This window comes from Stygiolobus sp. CP850M, from assembly GCF_037389425.1.
Taxonomy (GTDB): domain Archaea; phylum Thermoproteota; class Thermoprotei_A; order Sulfolobales; family Sulfolobaceae; genus Stygiolobus.
Map to the genome: position 1 here is coordinate 1 of NZ_JBBHKR010000089.1, position 23014 is coordinate 23014.

The 23014-nt window shown below is 38.5% G+C and carries 26 protein-coding genes and 1 tRNA gene; 13 read left to right on the forward strand and 14 right to left on the reverse strand.

Annotation, left to right across the window (positions count from 1 at the left end; genetic code table 11):
• Both WIW89_RS11315 and WIW89_RS11320 read right to left on the reverse strand, forming a co-directional pair.
• Nucleotides 1–1113: hypothetical protein (locus tag WIW89_RS11315; protein WP_337720850.1), on the reverse strand; the 1113-nt coding region annotated here is incomplete at its 3' end.
• A gap of 5 nt (nt 1114–1118) precedes the next feature.
• Entirely contained in the window at nt 1119–1664 is a 546-nt protein-coding gene (locus tag WIW89_RS11320; protein WP_337720851.1) for a hypothetical protein, read from the reverse strand.
• A gap of 729 nt (nt 1665–2393) precedes the next feature.
• Here WIW89_RS11320 and WIW89_RS11325 point away from each other — a divergent pair.
• Nucleotides 2394–5006 (forward strand): hypothetical protein, encoded by a 2613-nt coding sequence (locus WIW89_RS11325; protein WP_337720852.1) that lies wholly within the window; start codon nt 2394–2396, stop codon nt 5004–5006.
• A 186-nt stretch (nt 5007–5192) separates the two neighbouring features.
• Here WIW89_RS11325 and WIW89_RS11330 read toward each other — a convergent pair.
• Nucleotides 5193–5279 (reverse strand) — tRNA-Thr (locus WIW89_RS11330).
• Nucleotides 5280–5516: 237 nt separating this feature from the next.
• On the opposite strand from WIW89_RS11330, the gene WIW89_RS11335 reads away from it, so the two are divergent.
• Complete coding sequence (locus tag WIW89_RS11335) at nt 5517–5810, forward strand: hypothetical protein (protein ID WP_337720853.1); 294 nt, start codon at nt 5517–5519, stop codon at nt 5808–5810.
• 239 nt (nt 5811–6049) lie between these two features.
• Here the strand turns inward: WIW89_RS11335 and WIW89_RS11340 are convergent, their stop codons facing one another.
• The 3 genes from WIW89_RS11340 to treH2 form a co-directional block, all read right to left on the reverse strand.
• A complete protein-coding gene (locus WIW89_RS11340) occupies nt 6050–6931 on the reverse strand; it encodes a tetratricopeptide repeat protein (RefSeq protein ID WP_337720854.1) in 882 nt (293 codons plus the stop codon).
• 415 nt (nt 6932–7346) lie between these two features.
• Nucleotides 7347–7889: a hypothetical protein gene (locus WIW89_RS11345; RefSeq protein ID WP_337720855.1), complete on the reverse strand. Its 543-nt coding sequence runs from the start codon at nt 7887–7889 to the stop codon at nt 7347–7349.
• Entirely contained in the window at nt 7855–9627 is a 1773-nt protein-coding gene (gene treH2 / locus WIW89_RS11350; RefSeq protein ID WP_337720856.1) for an alpha,alpha-trehalase TreH2, read from the reverse strand. Before treH2 ends, WIW89_RS11345 begins: the two co-directional genes overlap by 35 nt.
• Before the next feature lie 31 nt (nt 9628–9658).
• On the opposite strand from treH2, the gene WIW89_RS11355 reads away from it, so the two are divergent.
• Entirely contained in the window at nt 9659–10519 is an 861-nt protein-coding gene (locus WIW89_RS11355; protein WP_337720857.1) for a hypothetical protein, read from the forward strand.
• Between the two features lie 13 nt (nt 10520–10532).
• Nucleotides 10533–11006: a glycosyltransferase family 4 protein gene (locus WIW89_RS11360; protein WP_337720895.1), complete on the forward strand. Its 474-nt coding sequence runs from the start codon at nt 10533–10535 to the stop codon at nt 11004–11006.
• Nucleotides 11007–11051: 45 nt separating this feature from the next.
• On the opposite strand, the gene WIW89_RS11365 is transcribed toward WIW89_RS11360, so the two are convergent.
• Both WIW89_RS11365 and WIW89_RS11370 read right to left on the reverse strand, forming a co-directional pair.
• The gene (locus WIW89_RS11365) at nt 11052–12212 is read right to left on the reverse strand and encodes an RNA-guided endonuclease TnpB family protein (RefSeq protein WP_337720859.1); all 1161 of its coding nucleotides are present in this window, start codon (nt 12210–12212) and stop codon (nt 11052–11054) included.
• A 111-nt stretch (nt 12213–12323) separates the two neighbouring features.
• Complete coding sequence (locus WIW89_RS11370) at nt 12324–12524, reverse strand: hypothetical protein (protein ID WP_156004727.1); 201 nt, start codon at nt 12522–12524, stop codon at nt 12324–12326.
• A 246-nt stretch (nt 12525–12770) separates the two neighbouring features.
• Here WIW89_RS11370 and WIW89_RS11375 point away from each other — a divergent pair, with 246 nt between their 5' ends.
• Nucleotides 12771–13481: a purine-nucleoside phosphorylase gene (locus tag WIW89_RS11375; protein ID WP_337720896.1), complete on the forward strand. Its 711-nt coding sequence runs from the start codon at nt 12771–12773 to the stop codon at nt 13479–13481.
• Nucleotides 13482–13506: 25 nt separating this feature from the next.
• Complete coding sequence (locus WIW89_RS11380; protein WP_337720860.1) at nt 13507–14742, forward strand: HD domain-containing protein; 1236 nt, start codon at nt 13507–13509, stop codon at nt 14740–14742.
• Here the strand turns inward: WIW89_RS11380 and mvaD are convergent.
• The gene (mvaD, locus tag WIW89_RS11385) at nt 14735–15709 is read right to left on the reverse strand and encodes a diphosphomevalonate decarboxylase (RefSeq protein ID WP_337720861.1); all 975 of its coding nucleotides are present in this window, start codon (nt 15707–15709) and stop codon (nt 14735–14737) included. The genes WIW89_RS11380 and mvaD overlap by 8 nt on opposite strands.
• Nucleotides 15699–16688 (reverse strand): GHMP family kinase ATP-binding protein, encoded by a 990-nt coding sequence (locus WIW89_RS11390; protein ID WP_337720862.1) that lies wholly within the window; start codon nt 16686–16688, stop codon nt 15699–15701. The genes mvaD and WIW89_RS11390 overlap by 11 nt, the downstream gene beginning before the upstream one ends.
• On the opposite strand from WIW89_RS11390, the gene WIW89_RS11395 reads away from it, so the two are divergent.
• From WIW89_RS11395 to WIW89_RS11405, 3 genes are read left to right on the forward strand one after another with little or no spacing between them, the layout of a single operon-like run.
• Nucleotides 16678–17295, forward strand: coding sequence for a hypothetical protein (locus tag WIW89_RS11395; protein ID WP_337720863.1), 618 nt, complete (start codon nt 16678–16680; stop codon nt 17293–17295). The genes WIW89_RS11390 and WIW89_RS11395 overlap by 11 nt on opposite strands.
• A 47-nt stretch (nt 17296–17342) precedes the next feature.
• Nucleotides 17343–17624 carry a winged helix-turn-helix domain-containing protein gene (locus WIW89_RS11400; RefSeq protein WP_337720864.1) on the forward strand — a complete coding sequence of 94 codons (282 nt, stop codon included), beginning with the start codon at nt 17343–17345 and terminating at the stop codon, nt 17622–17624.
• A 3-nt stretch (nt 17625–17627) separates the two neighbouring features.
• Nucleotides 17628–18182: a hypothetical protein gene (locus tag WIW89_RS11405; RefSeq protein WP_337720865.1), complete on the forward strand. Its 555-nt coding sequence runs from the start codon at nt 17628–17630 to the stop codon at nt 18180–18182.
• A gap of 4 nt (nt 18183–18186) precedes the next feature.
• On the opposite strand, the gene WIW89_RS11410 is transcribed toward WIW89_RS11405, so the two are convergent.
• Both WIW89_RS11410 and WIW89_RS11415 read right to left on the reverse strand, forming a co-directional pair.
• Nucleotides 18187–18519 (reverse strand): helix-turn-helix domain-containing protein, encoded by a 333-nt coding sequence (locus tag WIW89_RS11410; protein ID WP_337720866.1) that lies wholly within the window; start codon nt 18517–18519, stop codon nt 18187–18189.
• 43 nt (nt 18520–18562) lie between these two features.
• Nucleotides 18563–19165, reverse strand: coding sequence for an SAM-dependent methyltransferase (locus WIW89_RS11415; protein ID WP_337720867.1), 603 nt, complete (start codon nt 19163–19165; stop codon nt 18563–18565).
• A gap of 36 nt (nt 19166–19201) precedes the next feature.
• On the opposite strand from WIW89_RS11415, the gene WIW89_RS11420 reads away from it, so the two are divergent.
• A complete protein-coding gene (locus WIW89_RS11420) occupies nt 19202–19558 on the forward strand; it encodes a GIY-YIG nuclease family protein (RefSeq protein WP_337720868.1) in 357 nt (118 codons plus the stop codon).
• On the opposite strand, the gene WIW89_RS11425 is transcribed toward WIW89_RS11420, so the two are convergent.
• The gene (locus WIW89_RS11425) at nt 19495–20118 is read right to left on the reverse strand and encodes a hypothetical protein (RefSeq protein ID WP_337720869.1); all 624 of its coding nucleotides are present in this window, start codon (nt 20116–20118) and stop codon (nt 19495–19497) included. The genes WIW89_RS11420 and WIW89_RS11425 overlap by 64 nt on opposite strands.
• Here WIW89_RS11425 and WIW89_RS11430 point away from each other — a divergent pair.
• Complete coding sequence (locus tag WIW89_RS11430) at nt 20102–20566, forward strand: PaaI family thioesterase (RefSeq protein ID WP_337720870.1); 465 nt, start codon at nt 20102–20104, stop codon at nt 20564–20566. The two genes, WIW89_RS11425 and WIW89_RS11430, sit on opposite strands and share 17 nt — an antisense overlap.
• Nucleotides 20563–21813, forward strand: a complete 1251-nt coding sequence (locus WIW89_RS11435) for a phytoene desaturase family protein (RefSeq protein WP_337720871.1) — start codon at nt 20563–20565, stop codon at nt 21811–21813. Before WIW89_RS11430 ends, WIW89_RS11435 begins: the two co-directional genes overlap by 4 nt.
• On the opposite strand, the gene WIW89_RS11440 is transcribed toward WIW89_RS11435, so the two are convergent.
• Complete coding sequence (locus WIW89_RS11440) at nt 21782–22546, reverse strand: tetratricopeptide repeat protein (protein WP_337720872.1); 765 nt, start codon at nt 22544–22546, stop codon at nt 21782–21784. The two genes, WIW89_RS11435 and WIW89_RS11440, sit on opposite strands and share 32 nt — an antisense overlap.
• Nucleotides 22547–22651: 105 nt before the next feature.
• On the opposite strand from WIW89_RS11440, the gene WIW89_RS11445 reads away from it, so the two are divergent.
• Nucleotides 22652–23002 (forward strand): hypothetical protein, encoded by a 351-nt coding sequence (locus WIW89_RS11445; RefSeq protein ID WP_337720873.1) that lies wholly within the window; start codon nt 22652–22654, stop codon nt 23000–23002.
• Nucleotides 23003–23014: the final 12 nt, after the last annotated feature.

A 23014-nucleotide genomic window follows, 5' to 3' on the forward strand; every position in this document is an offset into this window, starting at 1 on the left:
TGGTCCTCCACCACCTGGTCCACCTCCTGGTCCTCCACCACCTGGTCCACCTCCTGGTCCTCCACCACCTGGTCCACCTCCTGGTCCTCCACCACCTGGTCCACCTCCTGGTCCTCCACCATTAGGACCAGTAGAAGCTTCAACATACGGTATATCTAACCCTTGGTGGATTCCAGAGTCTGGTATTACCCACTGTATTATTGTTTGGGACTGTAGCATTGGGTTGTTACTTCCGCCGCGTTTCGTAGCATTTAACATGCCTATGTTGTCGTTATCACTCTGGTATCCGGTGAGGAAAGAAGACAGAGGTAAACCATTGGCGTGAAGGCATTTCTGTTGTATATACCCCCCACTAACTTGCACAGTCGCATAGTCCTTGATTATCTCAATAGCGACTACTCCGTTATTTGGATTTGGGTATATTATAGTAGTACCGTTTGGAAGAGCTACTATTTCCCCTGAACCTATTACTGCTGGAAGAGCAGTAGTGTTAGGTTCGAATATTTCCGTGCCATTAGGTAAGTACAAAGTCATTTCACTGGTCACACTTTGTTCACTAGGCGAGCCCTCAGCATATATATACACAACTTGCGTATTCTGTCCCGGGTATAACGTGACGTATGCACTGGACTGTTGATTATTTAAGAACAAAGTCCATATGTTTGTACACTCCAGCCCACCGAATTGTTTTGGATAGAGTACTATTTGGTTAGCATAAGACGTTACTATATCTATAGGTCCCGAATAAAAGCTCGGCGTAAACAAGTATATCGTCAGATCGGAACTTACGGTCAAGTTCCCAGGGTATGCAGGTACCCATGAAGTCCCGTTGAAGTAATAAATCCCCCTAATTTGCAGAGGATAAAAGCCGTGGAGGAATTCGAAGTTTAATACGTCTTGTCCGCTTGGGGTTAGTACGTAGGATATTAAGGGATCCCCACTTTCTATCTGGAACATTTGTTGATCCCTTGCTTGTGTAGCCTGAGAGACATATTGCTTACCTTGAATGTCGTAAGACGGTGAGGTCATAGTGAACGCGAGGAATGGTATTATCACACTAAACAATATGATCATAAATATTAGCCCGACAATTACAGAAGCTTGTGCTTTCACAACTATCACCCCGTAGTATATGTGTATGCTATCCTAAAATAGTAATTTCCCGTACTATATATCACCCATATTATTAGTATCTCCCCTTTTGGTATAGTACCACTTATCACGAACGGATAATTAGCCGGTAACGTATAACCCGTTATTGACTCTGTGAGTTCATGCCCATTAGTGTCATATATGGGACCTACTGTTACCTTAGTCATACTTGTCCCGTTAGGGAAACTAGCTGAAAAAGAAGTAGATGAAGACTGGGGGGTAAGAACGGCTATAGAAGGTAGTAAAGACGCAGGTTCTTCAAACATAAAGACCGTAACGTTACCATTGAAACCAGGTATGTAAGGATATACTACAAAGGAATACCCATTAGTACCTATGTCTGGAGGGGAAACTGAAATAAAAGACGCTGACGCTAAAGTCCTAGCTTGTTGTTCAGCGAGTGTAAAAGCATATTGAGGGATTATTAATGCTTGGGTGAGCCCAAAGAAGACTAACCCTATAACTAAAGCTGCAGCGACTAACAGAAACTCACTAGCTGCTACTGATACCATATAAACAAGTCTGTAAAACCTTCTATTTATTCCTTTCGTTCGATAATATTAGCATAACTAATTATTTCCGATTATCTGTATAGGATTGAATCAAGTATAATAAAGATTTTAGGATAAATATGCTAAAAATTTATTCATAATTTTCTATTAGTCTTCTATGAAAATGAACATAAGGTTAGATGAACACGTCTTCCAACGGACACTTCTATAAGGTGGATTGAGTAAGCGAATAGAAACTTTCCTAAGGCTAAGCACAGATAGTCATAGCTTTGACGTGTTAATAACACTCATCACTGGATTAGTAAAGTAAAGGCGTAAGAAATATAGGGAAGTGTCGGAAGATAAAGTAAATTATATATTATATTATTTATTATTATTTTGATATAAAGTCTAAGCGGCGACGTAGTTTTTAACACGTAGTTTTTAATAAAAGTGCATTTCGCTAACCTATAGTCCTAATAATCGGTGAGGCTTCAAAGAACAAGGCCTTTTGCTATCCTACCGAAGGCATAAACGTATTCTTAGAATGCTCGTTATCCTTGACTCGCTTTTAAAATACAGATCGATCTAATTATCAGTTGTCAAAGGTAAATCTGACGAGAAAAAATTAGTTTTATTAATATGATATATATTAGTTTCACAAACATGATACGTTAATTGTCATAAAAATTTTCGTTAACCTTGTATCTGAAAGAAAAATTAAAATAGATGATTGGGCAAAATTTACTTATGAGTTATGCAGTCACAACACTAATTCTTGTTATAATCACGATATCCTTAGCTGTAGTTGTTGTAGGTTATTATTCGTCTCTAAGTGCTATCACCTCGAATAGTATTATACCCTTACAGACAGCAATGGAATTGTCTAAGGAAATATATATATCGTACTCACCACCGGTTATAAGCTACATAATACCTACAGAACCTAATATACCGTTGAACTTATCAGTAAGGTCATTAGTAACCTTAAACTTAAACTTCAGTGGGCCTTTATATGTAGTACCCTTCTTAATGAAAACCAACTATGCCCCATACAACTACATTCCGGAGGGCTATTATGGCGGTTATATAAACCAAATTTCTAATCCTAACTACATTGGTTACGTCAGCGTTTTAGGGAGCGGAGTAATAAAAGAAGTTACATTCCAGAACACTCAAGTAAACTTACTAACTAGAAGTATAGCTGGTATTAGTTTTTACGCGTTTGAGGTAAAGCCAAATAGCGTTTTGAACGTGAGCTTCACAACTAACGCGTCTTATGTACCAGTCATATGGATTTTAGCTAACATATCTGGTCAAATGTTCAGGATTGCATATCCAGTAATTGAAGCTCAACAATATGTGAATACTTACTCAGGGAATATATCTAGTGTGGTCATAACTACTTACGGACAATTGTTTGAACAGTATTTCGGACAGTATTCGTTACTATTTGAAACAGGCCCTACGTCTACGGTAACTTTTTATGGAAACGATGAAATACAAGTCCCTGGTGATATTGGATATAATGACGGAGGACAAGGCCAGCTTATATTTAATGGCATTGACCATGTTACAGCTAATTACTTGTACTATTCACCTGGTACAAGCATTACTACAGTCGGTCCAGTTCAGTTACCTCCATACGGTTCCAACAATAATATTCCAAACGTGCCTATAACCGATTTGCTTAATCCGTTGTATCAACTATACAACCCTTATGAATACCAGTTACAATTAGAACATGAGGCAAACCAGATATACAACCAATACAAAAGTCAATTTCAGACTAATTCGACTACCTCAATTTCAGTGTCAAAACCCGTAACAATAAGTACTCCGACCATCTTTACTAACTCCGTCACTTTTAGCACGTCTGCCGGTAGTGGACCTTTCAACATTACCTTCAACGCTCCGGTTATATTCGAAGAAACAGTTACTGACCTTGGAGTGGACTTAACATTTAATAGTTTAGTAATATTTGAGAACACATTTACTGTGCCAAATGTAGCCAATATCACGTTTAATAGCATTCCAGTGTTTGAGGGAAGTGTAGGCATAAATAATAACTTAAATATGGTAGCCAAAGATGGACTATTATTCAATTCCTCAGAAATTAGTGCCTACGTAACTTTTAGCGGAACCTCAATTAAAATAGTATCTGACGGGCCGACGATTATGAACTTAACGGGTATTTCCTCTAGTATATTCTTTAAGGGCAATGTTAATGGCAATGTACGCATTTATCAAAACTCCCCCGTAATGAGCATGAGTGCTAATCGTATTACATTTATTGGTGATACCGTTATAGACAGTAAATATCCCGTATTCTTACAGACTAACGGTCAAACTGGTTTAGTCTCATTTGAAGGAACTAGTAATACAACTGTGCAAGGAGGTATGGTTATAAATGGTTCGTCCACTAACGTGGATTTCTATGGAGGTTCACAGTTAAATATACCCAATGGAAATCTTATAATCAATACTGGGTCTTTATCATCTTCAACAAGTTCAACTCAGTTTATTGGGAATAACCTAATAAATGTAAACGGACAAATTGCAATACAATCACCCTCTATACTCTTTAGCGGAGAAGATAATATAACATCAGTAGGTTATGATATATTTTACGGCCAACAAGTTTCATTTATTGACAACAATAATAACATTTCTATTAAACCGGGAATTGCAAATAATTACGAAAATAACTTGGTATTTAAGTACGTGTTACCCTTGGGATTAAACAGTAATGCTCCATTATATATGACGGGTTGGTTTGACGTAGTTCCAAATAACGGGTCTACTACGGTTATTAACGCCTTGTTGACCAACCAAACTTACCAAGTAGATATCTCCTTAAACGTGAAACCGGTGACCCCGACTGAATATAACGTAACATTGTATGTAAACAATACGTTAGTAGGTTATTCCTCTAGTAACGAGTTATTGAGCGCTAACAACAAGTACATGTACGTTATTGAGGGTTATGTGAGTGGTTCTAAAACTTATCTTGAGTTAGCAATATATAGTACTTCAGGGTCTAACCCAGTGGTGACGATGAATTTACAAATACCCTTACCGTTAAATACCGGAGCTATCGTGGAGGTAGGTCCCGAGCCCAATTATCAGTTTATGATATATTCGGGCACGAGTTCGCTGACCAACCTCATGTTGGCTAACGGTCCTTACGTTAACATAACGAACCAACTAAGTAGTAATTTACCTAATGGGATCTCTCACCTCTATTATTACTATCTAATTGCACCTCCCGTTGATTCTCAAGTTACACTAGTGCCGACTTATTACTATCCTAATAGTGGCAATGTACCGTACTTAGAAGTAACGGGCAACTCTTTAGTATAAAAAGTCGTCTCAGAAAAGGTGTTTTTTGTTTCTTCCCTTATTTATATCCATTTTTATAAACATATTTAGAGATTTTCTTATACAATATTGCAACTCATTGTAGCTAGGACCCGTAGTAATACTTAGTGTTGATCAGAACCTTGTTATTATTATTGAATACACGAAATTGATCATAAATAAAGGAAAAGCCGCGGCCGGGATTTGAACCCGGGACCTCTGCCTGTCTGCCCTGTATACCAGGGCAGCGCTCTAGCCAGGCTGAGCTACCGCGGCATTTAAAAATTGCCTTGAATGGAATATAAAATCTTCGCCCCGAGTAAAGCAGCCCCATATTTTAATATTATTTACTGAAGGGCACAAGTTATGAAGTTAAAAACATTAATGAGTTTCTTACACACTCTATGGTCTATAATAGGTCACACCCACTCCTTGAATATAAAAGTTTATAAAGAGTTTAAGTGAAAGAGTATATATATTTAATTTACATTACAAACAAGTAGGTGGATAATAATGACGGTAACAGCATCGAGCTTCGTAGAGAAGTATATTAGTGACTATCTGGAGAGGTTAAATCTGAATCATTGTTGGCTCTTTAACTTTAACGTAATAAATAACACAGAGGCTTTTCTTAGGCGTGTAATATTTAGTAAATACAACACAGTGGGATTCGTAATAAATGAGAATAGAAAAGATAAGGCAAAAGAATTAGTTGAGATTGCTAAGAAGTATAACGTAGTAGCTGTTGCGCATTTGAGCGAAATGCTTAATGAACAAAAATTCCTTGTGTGCGTTAAAAGTAAGTAATTTATGTAGAAAACTAAGTGTTTCAACTTAGCGTTATCATAGCCTGATTTCAATCCCGCCCAAAAAGATCGAGGTCTTTCTGATCTATTAACCGAATTTTTTTTTCCGAATTGAAATTTAAAGGTGTGTAGATTTAAAGGATCTATGTTAACTTATAATGAGCTGATAATTTTTAATGCCTTCACTTAAGACTCTCTTTTCTGGGAAATTACTAACACGGACTTATATACCTGTTTCACTTATGAACATAAGATTTCTACTTCTTCTTTCACTTTACCTTTTATTTTTTTCTCCTTAATGTCTTCACAAAATATATCTCTATATTCTTCAAAATCCTTGACGAATTCTTTTGCAATCTTCAGGGCTTTTTCTTGATCCAAGTGAGACAGAATTTCAACCTGAGTAGATATCAAGTACGGGTTATCTGGGTCTATTTCTAAAGCCTTGCTTATCTCTCTAATTGCCTCCTCTTTTTTCTCTAATTCAAGAAGTATTTCGGCTTTAGTCTCGTAATAATATGGATTGCCGGGGTTAATTGTAATTGCCTTATCAAGATATTCGAGTGCCTTTTTATGCTCTCCCATCTTGTAATAAGTAAAGCCTATAGCGTAAAGGTTCTCGTCTTTTTCAATACCTTTTTCATACTCCTTTATAGCATCCTCATATTTACCGAGTTTAAAGAGTATATCGCCCTTAAGTTTACGCATCGACTCATCTTCTTTTATTATTATAGCTTTGTTAATAGCGTCTAGAGCCTCTTTATACTTTTCCAGCTCATAGAGAGTGTTAGCCACGTAGTAAAGGAACTCTGGGTCGTATTCAAGCTGCTTATTTGTCTGTAACGCTTTTTGCATCTCCTTTAGGGCTCTTTCAAATAACTCGACGTCTTGTTGCTCATGTCCTAGAGAATAAAGTATGTAACTATAAAGGGTAGAAAATCTTGGTTCATTACCAGTCCTCTTAGCCTTCTCCGAAAACCTTAACGCCTCTTTTAAATTCCCGATCTTGAAATAGATAAGGGCTAAGTAGTAAAACTTTATTGGAGAGTCTTTATGTCCCTTGACTAGGTTTAAGGCATCTTTATATTTACCTTCTTTTATAAGCTTTTCTACTTCTTCCACATGGGATTTGTTGTACTCATGTTTAAAACGTTAGCGCGACGCGGATTAAAAAAGTTAGTCAATTTTATAGAACTTTATATCAATAGTATAATATCAACTAATTAAATTAAATTTTACTACAAAGAGAAATAGAGAATAATTTTTTAAGTAACAAAATATAATATATAACTTTTTTAACTTTTCAAAGTAAATTATTTTCAAATTCATGTCTAAATTTTTGAAATAGTTAGAATTAGATATTTAGATGGATTGAAAGAATAAATAGCATCTAGATGAAGATAAGTAAGCATTGTTTAATTTATCTTTGCAAATTATTTAACCCAATATGAAGTCATTTTCTATTTTTCACTCAATAAAGTAGATAATTACTACGAAGCAAGACTTTTCCATTAAACTGAAATCGATGAAATAGTTCTCAACTTTTTGTAAATAGATAATTCTTAGTATATATTTTCAAATCTTTCAACTTCATCTTATCGATTTCCTTCAACTTCTCATTTATCTTTCTTAAATAGTCTTTACTGAGCAGTGTTTTAACTCCTTCCATCTCTTCTTCTCCCCTCTGAGTAAGTCTAACTTGACTCCTAGTTAAATATAGAAATTTATTCTTAACCAGAGCGTTCAAGTGAGACTTAATTCTAGAGCTGTAAATGAAATATAACTTTCCCCATCTAAACGTGAATAGGGGGTTCTGAACTGCGAGAGAAGAAGATACCATATCGTAAACGAAAAAAGCGTTCACGTATAACTTATATTTTTTCTCCGTACGTTTCCCGTTCATAGCTAAGAAAATTAAGTTGTCTATCGTTATATCGTAATCAACTTCCTCTTCTTCGCATAAGTTATCCCGACTATTAGCCAAGTACTTCAGAATATAATATGCACTTTCACAAGACCCGAATTTTTCTATCTCCTCGATCGCCTCATTGATCAATTGGAACATTCTGCTGTTTTTCATTCTTCTTCTCCTCCAGTTCAATTATTGTCATTACTACCCCAGAGTGCGGGAATAAGTGGGGGAAATTACCCCTTGCCTCACACGTCTTGGGGTCTATATGTTCACCTATTAAGCCCAGAGGGGAGGAGCATTTCCTAATTCTATCCAATAACTCCAATGCCTTACCCTCTTGGTTTAACCTTACGTAAACTCTCGCCATCCACAGAGTCACTAACGTAAAGGGATTTACGGCAAAGCCCATGAAGTCCTTTCTGTACCTTAAATATAAACCTTCCCCCACTTTCAACTCCTTTTCTATTCTATCTAGTGTGTTCAGAAACACTTTATCTTCGGCTTTTATGAAATCGTAGAGAGGTAACGTTAAGAGTGCGGCATCTAATTCATCTCCACCATAATACCTTATAAAAGACCCGTCTTTTACTCCGTTCCTTATTACATCCTCTCTTATTTCATTAGCTGTGATCTTCCATTCCTCAGCCAGCTCGTTATAACCGAGTGCTGAAGCCAGTTTTGAAGCCCTATCCATCGACACCCAACTCATGACTTTAGTATGGGTGTAATGTCTTGTCACTCCCCTTTCCTCCCATATGTCGGTGCTCGGTTCTCTCCACGAAGATTTAACCCAAGACGCTATTGATTCAACGGCCCAGAAGTTCCTATCAACATAATCATCATCTTCAGTCTCCTTATAATACGTGTACAAGGCGTTCATAAATGCTCCTTCCACGTCCATTTGTATTTGTAAATAAGCCGCGTTGCCGATCCTAACGGGTTTACTATTGAGGAATCCGCTTAGCCAATCAAGAGTTTCCTCAGCTGGAGGTGGTGTACCGTCAATTGTATAAAATGGATGATCGAAGCTCTTTGAGGAAGGATCTAAAACACTAATTAAGAAGTCTAATGTCCTCCTAGCATAGTTAGTTAACCCAGCCTTAACTAGAGCTTCTACAGCGTAAGAGGAGTCCCTGACCCAGACAAACCTATAGTCCCAGTTTCTGCTCTCTCCGACTATTTCTGGGATCGAGGACGTAGGAGATGCTACAATTCCTCCCGAAGGCCTATAGTACATTCCTAGAATCACTGATAGGGAGCGGTAGTACATATCTCTCAGAACGTTCACTTTTCTCGCTTTGGACAGTTCCTTTTCCGTATAGCTTATCAGTTTCGAGAAGGCATCGTAAGGCATAGAATACACAAAGCCTTTTTGGCTAAAGATTCCGTATCTCAAATCTTTTGAATAGAGTAAGTAGAGGTATCCCTTTCCGGGTTTAATAGTAATCTCGTAAGGTGATTTTATTTCAAAGTTCCCGTATATTAGAAGCTCTAAGCCTTCCTTCGACAAAGGGTTTTTGTAGACAACGCCTTTGTCCTCAAGTATTTCAGTCCCAGCATTAATCAAACCGTAATTGAAAACGGGTCTGACGACAGCTTTCAACTCCACTTCACTATCGTAAAGCCTTATGATCGCAGGTAAGGAGAGGGGAAGAAAGTCTATTACTTTCGCCTCTCCCGAAGTAGTCTTGAAAGAGGTCTTAACTACTAGTGAATAACCTAAGTACTCTTGTTGCACTTTGTACTCGTTTGATAAAGGGGTAAGTAAAAAGTAACCACCTTTTTCGCTATCAAGAATCTTGGTGAAAACTGAAGGTGAATCATAACGAGGTACGGGAAACCACTCAATACTTCCGTTTACCTCAAGGGCCGATGTTAATCCGTTAGATAGGAATGTGTAATTCATGGTATCATAATCTGAGCTTACTTTTTTAAACATGATAGCTAACATTAATCATTACGCCATGGTTTCAGTAGCAATTAATACTCAAACTCCTCCCATAAGGTTCAGACAGGCATACCGAGACCTCGTTGAGAAGTACGGTTACCTTGAGTTGCCCATAGACTTATCTACCATAGACAGCTCTGACTACTACATTTCTGTTGGCGGAGTTGCCAAAACGATGATGGCGATATTAGATAAGTTTTCAAAAGCTAGATGGGTGTCTCTAGGTCCTGGCTACTCTCCGGAGGTTATTTACAACCGTAAGGAGTTTTATTTCATCGACGTCCAACCGGAGACACTTAAAGGTTACACGGAGTTCAAAGAGGGGATATACAACGAGTCCCACGGTCTGACTAAATACGAAATTCAACCCTTCCACTACATCTCGTATGCCGATTATAACTGGCTATCCGCTAAGAAACTTCTACAATTTTATAAGGACACTGACATTTACTTCATCAACGATTTTCAACAGCTCTTAGTAGGAGGGATTATAGGCCCCTCTGCTCCAGCTGTGCTCTGGTATCACATACCTTTCATACCAGAGATCCTCTCTAGAAAGATCAGGGATTTCATTGTAAAGTCCTTTGAGGGCTTCGACTACGTGATAGTCAGTACGAAGAGGGACTTAGAGGGGTTGTTAAGAGCAGGAGCCAGAACAAAGGTTAAACAGATATATCCCTACATAGACACGTCGTCATATAAGAAACCAGGGAAAGGAGAGGTTGAAAAGGTAAGGGATAAATACGGTCTTAAACCTGACGATAAGGTGATAACTGTAGTGGCTAGGATGGATCCCATGAAGAGTCAAGACGTGGTTATAACAGCTATGAAGGAGGTAAAAACCCCCTAACGTAAAATTACTACTGGTTGGAAACGGAAGTTTTACTAGCGGGGCTCTAGGAACAGGTAAGGCCAGTTCATGGGCGAGAAAGCTAAAGGCTCTGGCTCAGAACTTAGGAGTCTACGATAAAGTAGTATTCACCGGTCATGTAGACGACGAGGAACTGTTTACAATATATGCGACTTCAGATGTAATTGTATTGCCATCTAGGATAGAGGGTTTCGGACTCGTAGTTTGTGAGGGCTGGGTTTACGGTAAGCCTGCAATAGTGAGCTCAGGTGCGGGTGTAAGTGAGTTAATTATAGATGGGGCTAACGGGTACATCTTTAGGAGTGGTAATCATCAGGAATTAGCACAAAAAATAGATATTGTCTTGAAAGACCCAGATAAATATGGGCTGATGGGAAAGGAGACCGTGAAGAAATGTGATGTAAACTTTGCTTTTGAACAAATAAAAGATGTCTTTGTTGAAGCTATGAAAGATTACGGAAGCTGACTTCCTCCCCACCTTGGAAGGGTCGAGGGTTCCCTTCCAGAGAGCTCATCGTTCCCACCATCGATTCGGGTTTACATCTCTCATTTGGTGGGCAGTCGAGAGGGTCAGAGACCCCCTCCCATTTAAATTCATGATTGCAATAACGTCACGATCATTCTCATAACCGCAAGAACATTTAAACCAACGATGGGAAACCTCCTTCATCTTTCTACCACACTTAGGGCAAGAGACTGATGAATAACTGGGATTAACAAACTCAATAACCATTCCGTGTTTACTAGCCTGCCAAGAAATCCAATACTGCAAACGACGGTACTGCATTAAGTACAGTTTATCCCTAAACTCTCTTGGCAGTCTATCTACGTTCTTGATGAGGTTCCTTAGGTTCTCCAATTTAATAACATTGGCACCAAAATCTCCAGCAATTTCAACAACCCACTTCCCAACCTTCCTAGCAAAATCCTCCATAATCCTCCTAGCCTTTTGGTGGAAAGAACGAACTCTATACAAGATCCTCTTATTCTCCCTCCACCTTCTAGGGTACTTCTTCTGTAGGTTCTCAGCTAAAGACTTCCAATGATGAACCTCATGCAAACGAGTTGAAATCCTAACGTAGTGCTCGTCGTCCTTCCCCACAACTATCTCATTCATATTAATATCTACGGCAATACTCTCCTTTGGCTCAACCTTCTCTTTCTTCTTCTCAAAAACCACTTTTAGAAAAGCCTTCCCATCCTTAACCGTTAGCCTAGCCTCCTTCATCTTCCAACTCATGTAGTCCTTCAAGTTTCTGGGATAACCTAAGATTGGAAGTTCACCAACACTCGCAATCCTAACGGTCATTTCTTCGAAGTCAACATTATAACTTGCCCTTGGTGTTAACCAAACTGTTGGCTTATATACTCTTGGAAACCTACCCTTCTTAGGATTATTATACCAACCCTTGTACGTCGCGAGAGCTTCCCTATAACAATCCTCAGCAACCTTTGATGGTAGATTATACTCCTCCCTTAACCTCATGTACAACTCATCGTGAACTTTCGAAAGCACTCCCTTCTCTTCCGGGTTCAGGACATTTTCCTTCAACCAAAAGAGGGTGAAACGGAGTGCCTTAACGTAGTTATTAACGAGGACTAGGAGGGGTTCAGATAGAGCGATCTTCATAGAAACTGTAGCTCTGATCGCTTTATTACCCCTCCTAGCCATTGAAAGAATTTTAGAAAAAGAAGTATTTAAATATAAGGGGGCTATCCATCCCCTTGGCGAGGCTTTTCGTCCCCTTAACCCCCAGTTTCTGTAAAAAGTATTGATGATTCTTTATTTACTCTCGGTTGGCTTTATTATGATAGTACCGTTTTCTTCGTCTACTTGTAGCATGAACTTAGTACCGTGCTTTTCAACCATGGACTTTGGTATGTACAGGTTCAGCGGTAGTGTGTAGTACTCGTACTCATATGTCTTTCCTCTCACGGTCTTCTTTCCCACCAGTCTTTTAGCCTCTACTACTCTCTCTTTCATAAGATAACGTATTACGTCTGACTTTTTAAACCTTATTCCTAATGTTTTTAATAACTTTACAATAGTTAAGGATGACAGTCTATCCTAACTTTTCTAAAATTTTTAGCTCAATATGATAAAAAATGAATTCAGTAAAAGGGAGCAAATTCAATTGCTTATAACCACATGTCATGATTAGTACACGTTGGATGATGAGCACCGGCTGTCATGAGTTAATGATATAAATTACACTCAATGCTGATCTTAATGAACCCGGTTCACATATTAGCTAAGAAAGGAGAAGTCGCGGAAAGAGTCTTAATAGCAGGTGACCCAAGTAGGGTTAAACTACTATCAACTTTATTGGAAGAACCCAAGATTGTGAACGAGAACAGAGGTTTTCTAGTCTACACCGGCAAATACAAGGATGTTAAGGTAAGTATCGCGACGCATGGAATAGGTGGTCCCTCGATAGCCATAGTCCTCGAGGAATTAGCGATGTTAGGTGGGAAGGTCTTCATTAGATACGGTACAGCCGGAGCTTTAGTCCCCGAGTTGGACAAAGGAGACTACGTTATAGTTACTGGGGCTTCTTACAACCGGGGTGGTCTCTTTCACCAGTATTTCAAGGAGGACGCATGTATCTCATCCACTCCCGATTTTGACGTATTGTTAGCACTGTATAACTCGTTTAAGGCTAAGGGGCTTAAGTTCTTTACCGGCAATGTATTCAGCAGTGATGCATTTTATGCAGAGGACGAAGACTTCACAAAGAAGTGGTCTGAAAGAGGTAATATAGCTGTTGAGATGGAGTGTGCTGCTCTTTTCGCACTTAGTAAGTTAAGGAAATTGAAGAGTGGGGCAGTTGTAGTGATCTCCGATAGTTTAGTCAAGGGAGGGTGGATAAGTAAGGAGGAGCTGGAAAAGAAAGTAATGCAAGGAGCTAATGCGATACTTGACGCACTGATCAATTTATAAAATTTCTGCAGTTGTATTTTCCATAATGAGTAAGTTAATAAGAGACCCTATACACGGTTACATAGAAATAAGCGAAAGAGTTTTGCCAATCATTTCTCACCCTTATTTCCAAAGGCTCAGGTACATAAGTCAAAACGCTTTAGCTCACATGGTATACCCTGGGATGAGACATACACGTTTTGAACACAGTTTGGGAGTGATGTACCTTATAAAGGAGTTTCTGCAATACGTTAAAAAGAACAGTGAAGGACTAGATTTTGTAGACGAGGACTACGTCGAACTTGTAGGTGTAACCGGTCTGCTTCACGACATAGGGCATTTAGCCTTCTCCCACACTTTTGAATCGGCTTTACAAGTTACTAGGGACGTTTACGGGATTACAAACATAAATTACCAAGGTAAAAAGACCCATGTCTACAACGGGATTAGCATAATCGAGAACGAGCTTACGTGTATACTCGAAAAGAACTTTTCATCTCACAGTGACCCCGTGAAGTTCGTCATCAACGTACTCAGAGAAGAACCTAAAAACGAGGAGGAAAAACTTGCCTTGCAACTTGTCTCCAACTTCGTTGATGCAGACAGAGGAGATTACTTACTTAGAGACTCCTACTACGCTGGTGTTGGCTACGGTTCTTACGACGTGGAGAGGTTGAAGAGGGTATTGACTTATGTTGACGGTAAGATAGCAGTTCTCAAAAAGGCTATCCCGATCGTTGAACAGTTCCTTTTAGCTAGGATGTACATGTTCGAAAACGTTTATTTCCACAGCGTAGTCGGCATGTATAACTCAATACTATCCCACGCAATAGCTAAGTTAATTTCAAAAGGTAAACTCGTACTAGACAATTTGCTCCACATAACGGATTTTAATGTTCTTGCCTCTATATCGGTAATGGAGGATCAGAAGTTCCCCCAAGCAATATTCTTCCGTTCAGGGTACAAGAGGATAAAGAAGGATATTGAGGGTGATTGTCTCAACGATATCGATAAGAAGGAGATAACCGAGTTGAGTAGGGAAACTGAGGGTGGTGTAATATATTACGAGTTCTTCGACACTCCATATAGGGAAGAGGGAGAGGCCGTCTACATATTTGATGGAGAGAATATGTATCAACTGTCGAAATTCTCCAATTTGATCAATGCAGTCAAAGATCTAAAGAAGGCGATAATAGTCTATCACGTAAACCAGACTGAAAAGGTGAAAAAGTATGAAAGAATAATTGATGAGTGCGTAAAGTCTCACCAGAAGCTTAGTTGATGATTCTAGGCCCTGAGCCAACTCTCGTTACGAAGTAATTTGTAATTCCTAGCTGCTTTATGAAGTTTATGACTTCATCAACGTGTTTTTCAGTAGTGAAAATATGGGGGTTAGGACCTGCGTCAAAAGTGTAACCTGCTATTCCGCTATCCTGAATCCACTCCATTATCCTAAAAGAGGTGTCATTAAGATAGAAAAATGAGGGCCAGCTGTCAAGTATCACAGCATGCATATTGTTACTGTGCCTCATAGTCCAGTAATAAAACCTCTGTTCGTCTTTTTTTGCTATAGAGTCTATAACGTCTTTTAACGAATTTTCTACGAACTCCACCCTGCACTTCATCAAAGCCGAAGTCTCGGAAGTCCTTATCATCCCCTTACGTGAGGACACCTTCTTCTTGCTGGACGAGACAATTGGTATGACGTCTACCAATTCCTTCCAGTGATATTCGGGGAATATTTGATAACAATACGAGTCCTCTCCGTCGTCTCTTTCACCTTTAGTCCAAAGGACGAAACCCCCTACCGTACTCCTGCATGCACTTCCAGAGCCTATCCTAGCTATCTTAGACAACTCTTTTTGGTCTAAACCAAGACCCAAGGCACTATTAGCTGCATAGACCAGAGCTGCAATACCAGCTGCTGAAGAAGCGAGACCAGCGGCCTTAGGGAAATTGGACTGAGAAATCACTTTCGCATAAATATCTTTACCGTAAATCTTGCGAAATATCTTTAACACTCTACCGCTGTATTCCTCGACCTCCTCTGGGCTCGCCTTTTCCCCGTTTATGATCACCTCGTCTTTATCGAACTCCTCATCGAAGATCACCTTAGTCTTGACCTCTAAACCCTGTAAAGTTACGGATAGTGAGGAGTTAAGAGGCAAGTTAAGTTCTTCATTTCTCTTTCCCCAATATTTGACTATCGCTATATTTGACGGTGCTATAGCTTCACCTTCATGCCTCAAATTTCAATCCCTCGTCTTCTTTAAGTGTTATCACTGAAACACCTTTAATTTTACCCCACGCCTCTTTCACCCTTTCAAGGTTATCGCCAATAGCCACTACTGACTCACCTCCAGCTCCAGGGGACAGAGAAAAGATAGCCCCCTCTCTTTCTGCTATTTCTTCCAATTTTCTGGTGAAATCGTTTTCAATCTTAACGTTAACTACTTCAGTAGCTAAGTCCATGAGCATGTTCCTAGCTAACCTTACGTGTTCAACAGCCTCTTCTAATCTTCCCTTTTCTATAAGTTCAATAGCAAACTTGTTCTCCTCTTCTATCATACTCATTATCTCCTTAAAACGCGGGTCCTCTTTTTTCTTAACGAACTCGGCTACAGAACTTACAGTATCAAAACTCTCCCCGATGAATGCCATCACCAGTTCCTTATTTATCCTTAACGGTTTCACATAATAATCCATCTTCTCTAGGTTAGTAAACCTTCTATAGATAATTGAGCCATATACAGCAGAAGCCACATCGAAACCGCTACCTATCCCTTTTTGTCTCTCGTAATTTGCTCTCTGAGCTATCTTGTGCACCTCGTCAGGGTTATTCCCTCCGCTTAAAAGGGAAAAGATGCACGCTGTTAAGGCGACCGTTGCAGCTGAAGAACTACCTAGACCGCTTTTTCTACCGTTGATTATGAACTCTGGGTCGTTGATTAGCTTAACATGAAATTTCGGTATATTGCCATACATCACTCTGAACTGGTTTAACACACTTTCGATCAACTCATTTCCTCTACCTTTAAAAATCCCGTATGATGTCTCAAACAAGTTTTCGTTGGAGATGTTACACTCGGCGTGAACCCTCTTGTTTACAGCTATCACATGACCTATTCCTCCGAACACTACGGAGTAACTGCCTATCCATAAAACTTTGCCTGGTGCACTGGCTACACTTTTTATCTCCTTCACCCCTATTGTAGTTATGGAGTTCATTCAAAAAAGGGATAGGCTGATATTAACTCTAATCTCTCAATCCGGTCCCGGAGGGATAGATGCAAACACCCTTTTCTCAGCACTCTCTGTATACATGGACAGGGAGTCAATACAGAGAAGTATAGGAGACTTATACTTTAAAGGTTACATAAATGTTCTTAACAATGGAGGAGAGATCAGGTACTTTGCTTCAAGGCAAGTAAGAGACGCTATGATCTCACTCGAGGTGCAGAAATACAGAATAGCAAGTTACGTTAACGAACTAAGTAAAAAGAAGGACGAGATTATACAGATACAAGATAGGGCTAAGCAGTTAGAAGAACTTAAGAACGTGGTGACAAAAGGGTTGAACTTGATCTCAATAGGACTAATAAATCTCTACTCATCACTGCCTGAATTGACATTGCCTGAATATATAGAAAGTATCCAGCCTCTTGTAGATGTCTTAGGAAAACTAACTAAAATAGTAGAACCATCTTACAGTAAAGAAGATCTTGAAAACATCCTGAAAATTGTAGAAAGATTTAGAGGAGAAAAAGATTACAAGTTGTTAAAAGAAATCGTTGAAAAAGTAGAGAATGTTTCAAATGAAAATAAAAATACATAAATAGAATGTGAAAGTTTTTATACAAGCGGGTTATACCATTTATATGTATGAGGAGTAAAAGAGACCAGCTTGAGATCATTAGTGACATTCTAGACCTTGTTGAAAAAGGGCACACTGCAAAATCTGCTATAATGAAAGATGCAAATTTAAGCTTTACTATACTGAAGAAGTACACTGACTATCTAATCAGTAAAGGATACCTAGAAGAGACTGAAAATGGTTATAGAATTACTCCTGAAGGAGAGAAAGTGCTAGAGAAATTAAGAAGGGTTAGAGAACTAGAATTTAAATTAGCTGAACTTATTAATGAGTTATCAGAGGAATTATAATATATGAATGTAATTGAATTATTGACTTTTACAGTTGTAATAACATCTGGAATAAACGGACTTTTTCTATACATAATACTTAATTCTAAGATTAGAAAGCTAGAGAAAGAATGGCCTAGAATGAAGTCCTTACTGTCTCTTATTTCATTTAAAAAATTTCTTGAAGTGGTATCTGCAGACGAGGCACAAGAGTTATTGGAGGAATTGATGGTAGGTTTAAGAACACAACCAGCATTAGATTTAACCTCGTCCTTTGTTGAGGAGAAACTAACGAGCCTTAAGGGTAACCTGAAGGCTTTGCTAGATACGTTAAATATAGTAGATGTTGTAAATACTTTTTATACTCGTATAAAACACTACTTTTCTAACGGAATAATTCTAAACGTTATAGCATTGACCTCTCTAGTCTTGGTTTTTGTACAACCCTTATCTCTTCTCTTTCTAGGGTTAAGCTTAGGTTTTGAGGTAGACTCTCTTCTGTTTCTCTTCTATTCATTTTACTACATTGAAAAGATAGAAAAAGTTAAAAATACTCTAAAGAAGTACGTTAAAAGCTAACTTTTTAAAAATTAGACATGCTTGATTGAATCTTTCTAGAACATTCAGTTAAATCATGCTTTAATTTTTCCATATAGTTAGATACAACCTCATAATAATATTTTGGTCTCCCTATCTTCTTTTCATCCCCTTTCTCCCTCACCACAAGCCCTACATCTATCAACTTCTTGAGGCTGTTCTCGACAGTAGTCTTACTCATCTTTAGCAGTGCTGAAAGTTCCTCTGATGTCACTGGCTTTCCCAGTTCTATCAATTTAAATAAACAGTCAATGTCAGTATCGGATATCTTATAGCAACAACGTATTACTTCTTTACTAGTTTTCAGTTTCTCGCTCATTGATATAATTACAACTTTTTTCCTTAATAAAAATTTATCAAGTTTATACTGAATTTTCTACAATTTCAAATTCTTTTACATTATCAAAATTTACAATACATTCTTTTAATCCTTTAGTTAAGAAAGAGAAAAGTTTGGGATAAATATATGGTTTACCATCTAAAAGGACATAAGCAAAAGGTAAGTCTATTTCGCTCTCAGTCTCCTTATATTTGCAGAGAATCTTAGGCATAAAGGTATACTTGACTTTTTTCTTGCCAAGAAGTAATTCCTTAATCAAGAGAGCAGTGCTGTCTATCGTGAACTGGTCTTTTCCTAAATTCCTCTTCTTAGCTTGAGGGAAATTATCGGAAAGGAACTCTTTTGTTCTGCCTCTCGGAGGATGATCTCCAAGAATTCCTCCAATAATTATAGCTTCATTTTCCGTCAAATCTTTCCTACTTAACTTTTCCTCTGCAAACGGATCTAATATTACCACCTTAGTAGGGTCTAATACTTCATGAAACCTCTTTTCAGTACTAGGTATACCGTCTATCTTTACGCCAGTAATGAGCACATTATCACCTAAAATATTATAAGCACTTTCATACTCGTAAAGGATCCATTTAGACAGCTCAGGCTCCAAATGTTCAATTATGACTTTCACGTGAATTAAATTAGTATGAAGGGATATATCGTTTTTTTGAGTTGCCGTAAAGGCGATATCAGGACTAAGTCTAAAGAGTTCCACCTAGAGGAGGGTTTCTATGCTTACGTCGGTTCTTGTGGGGCGAACTGTGCTAAGAGGGTCTCCCGACATATGAGTAAGGAAAAGAGGAAAATGCATTGGCACATAGATTTTGCTTCTTCAGAACTTTGTGAAGTAATAGCGGTTCTCGTTCTCCCTTTAAGCGAGAAGGAAATAGTGAGAAGGCTCGTCGATAAATACGAATACGTGATAGGTTTCGGTTCCTCAGATGATACTGAATACCCATCTCATCTATTTAAGGTAGACATGATCTCCTTCTTGAGGTCTATTAATTCCTTAGTTAAAGATTGATGTTTTAACGCAAGTCTATCCATTTCCGAGAACCAGTATACGCCCTTCCTGAAAAACTGTAAATATACGTGTTTAAAGTCGTCAGAAACAACGACCTTGAGTAGTTTAACTCCCTCTCCGAAAATTTGGGTAAGGATAAAGTCTATCTTTTCCTTGTCCAGCGAAGTATATACATCTATGCCTTTCACAACCGTAACCTCTATTCTTCCTCTCCTTTTGCTGGTCTGACACAAGCCAATGTATCTATTAGAGGATGAAATCTTTTCGCTAACCCATGTGTAGATGTACCCTAGGTCAAGTAAATTAATGACCTTCTCCTCGTCTTGGAAATAAGCCTTTAAGGTACCTCTGTCAATTTTAAGCGTTAATCTGCCTTTTACCTCGTGGTCATACCACTTGATTTCTCCTCTTTCACCTTCACTTCTGCCTACTATCACGAAGTTTCCCGTCTTACCCTCTACTAATTTGTCCCATACTTCTAAGGAATATACATTGCAAAAGTTAACCGAAACTTTTTGTAAAGTTAACAGTATACAGTTTTGTATGACAGATGAGAGCATTCAAGGTTATAATAAGATTGAGATAGTAAAAACTTTTGACGTGGATAGAATAAACAAGATCTTGTCGAGAGAAAACTTATTCAGTTATTTGGGATTGAGAGTTATCAAAATTGATAAGGGATATGCAGAAACTGTATTAAATTACTCCGAAAACGTATTGAGAATAGGAGGAGTGTTACACGGAGGAGCTATCATGAGTACTATTGATTACACGGGAGGGTTGGCGACTATGACTGTTAACGACGGTGATGATCAAGTAACACAAGAACTAAAAATAAACTTTCTTGAGCCGATGAAAGACGGACCTTTTAGATGCGTCGGGAAAATAATAAGGGCTGGTAAAACTGCAGTAGTCGTTGAGATAGAGTTCTACGATAAGAATAACGTTCTAGGAGCTAAGGCTTTAGGTACATGGTATATATTGAGAGGGAGGAGTGTTTCAAAGTGAAGGTCACAATTATTGGTGGAGGTCATAACGGGTTAATTTTATCAGCGTTATTGGCAGAAAAAGGGGTTAAAGTTACTTTATTTGAAGCCAGAGACAAGCTGGGAGGGATGACTGATACCGTAGAAATAAAAGGTGTAAAGATAAGTAGGGCTTCTTACGTCTTGGGGTTAATGCCGGAATTTCTGATAAAGAAGTTTGGGATACCTATACTAAAGGGGGCCGTATTTCAGACCTTTTACGTTAACGGAAAAGCCATACCATTTTGGAGGGATAAGGAAAAGAGGGTAAAAGAACTAGTTAAGGCGGGGGAGAAAAAGTATCCTGAATTCGAGGAAAAGCTATTGAAGTTCAAAGAGTTGTTAAATAAGAAATTCACATTCGTTAAGTCCCCACCAACAAGGCAGGAAATTAGGGAAGAGGCTGAAAAGGAGGGATTAAGCGAGTTCATTGACACTCCTGCAAAAAAGCTGTTATCAGAATACATCTCGGAAGATTACCACTACTTCTTTATCTATCACGGAATGGAGAAGAGTTCAGCTTATGTTATAGCCTATTATTTTTCTCCGGATTGGGCTTTAGTCGAGGGAGGGATGGGGACTGTAGCTGAGAGGGTCGCAGAATACGCTGAGAAGTTAGGGGTGGAATTCAGGGTTAACTCCCGTGTAGAGGATATTATTACTCGAGACGACGAAGTTAAGGCAGTTTTAGTTAACGGTAAAAAGTATGAAGCTGATGTTGTAGTGATCGCGACCAGTCCTCTCGTATTTTACAACTTACTTGGCATTAACGTTAAATTACCGGTCTCGAGGTGGAGGAAATACAACATAATTCTGAGGAATTATCCTAGAATACCAAAGCCGTTAAAGGGATACGAATACTCATTACTTGATACTGAGGTGGGAGAGATTCTTATTCCGTCATATTTAGACAAGACTAGAAACGGAATCGTCCTAGAGACTATGGGTGAACTGGAAAACGTTAAGGAGTTACTGGGAATCAAGGATGAAGATATACTATACATAGATAAAATAGACGGTGAAGTAAGTCAACAATTGTATAATTTGCCCTTTGGTAACCTCAACCACCTACCCATGACTGATGATTTCCTATTTGAAAAGAGACTGCCCTACATTACCAAATACAAGAACTTATACTTGTGTAGTGCTGGGACTTATCCAGGAGGTCAAGTAACTGGTATCCCCGCATACAACGTGGCTAACTTGATCCTGAGTTCTTTATCTGGTTAACTCTCTCTATATCTTTCATTGCCTCATCTTCTTTTCCCATTTTCATTAGAGCCTTTGCTCTTCTGTAATAAGCTTTAACTAGCCGAGGCTTAACCTCTATAGCCCTAGAGTAGAACTTAATAGCTTCTTCTATCTTACCTTTAGTCTCTAATACAACTCCTTTATTATAGTATAACTCTGCATAATACGGGTTTAGAGATATAGCGGTGTTCAAGTCTTCTTCTGGATCCATATTCAATTCTGTCTTAGTAAGGGCTCTGTAATAAAACAGTTCAGCGTCATAAGGGTAAGCCTCTATTGCTAAGCTAAGTTCCCTTAACGCGTCGTAATAATTTCCCATATAATAATCCACTATGCCCTTTGCCTTGAGGGTTATCGGGGAGTTATCTTCTATGCCCGTTAATTCCTCCTTAGCCTTCTCGTATTCTTCAAGTTTTATATAAGCCAAAGCCCTCAAAATCCTCGCCTCTTTATCGTTTAAGTCCTTTAGCTGGTTCAATGCATCCCTATACAAACCGTGTTGTAAATAAATTCTAGCAACTTCAACTCTGTTACCTGCTTTCAAGAAAGCTTGAAGGGCTTCCTCGTCCTTTCCCATTTCCTTTAGAATCTTCCCGAGTAAATTATACGCTTCCTGAGATTGAGATTTCTCGATTATTTCTTGAACCTTTCTCAGTGCGTAATTAAGATTTCCTTGCTTGTATGCATTTAATGCGTCTTGAATCTCACTCATCAATTTATTATTTACCAAAATAAGGCTAAATATGTGATCATTGATACATGTCATTCTTTATGTAGACTCTTTGTTTATAACACTTCCACTTACAAGGAAAAGAATATGGAGCCTTTCTACTTCAGGTCATATGATAGAGTAGTCGGAGTAGCCCACAACGAAAAAGAACTCGAGAAAGAAATAATGAGGATAGGTGCTACAGACCCGGCATGTGTAAACTGGCACTTAGAACAAGGGCACATAGTAGCTTGGTTAAGATATATAGGGAATAATACACTTGCGGAGATGTTAAAGGGCGTAAAAGATTATAGGGAAGCGTTAGCGAGAATAAGAGACTACTTTATAATGAAAGAGACGAAGTTGGGGACACAAAATAGTGAAGTTCCTAAAAAAGTTGAAAATCAGAGAGAGCCTGAATTAGGCAAACGCAGAGTCAGAGGAAGGCATTTTGTGTAAAAATTTTCACTT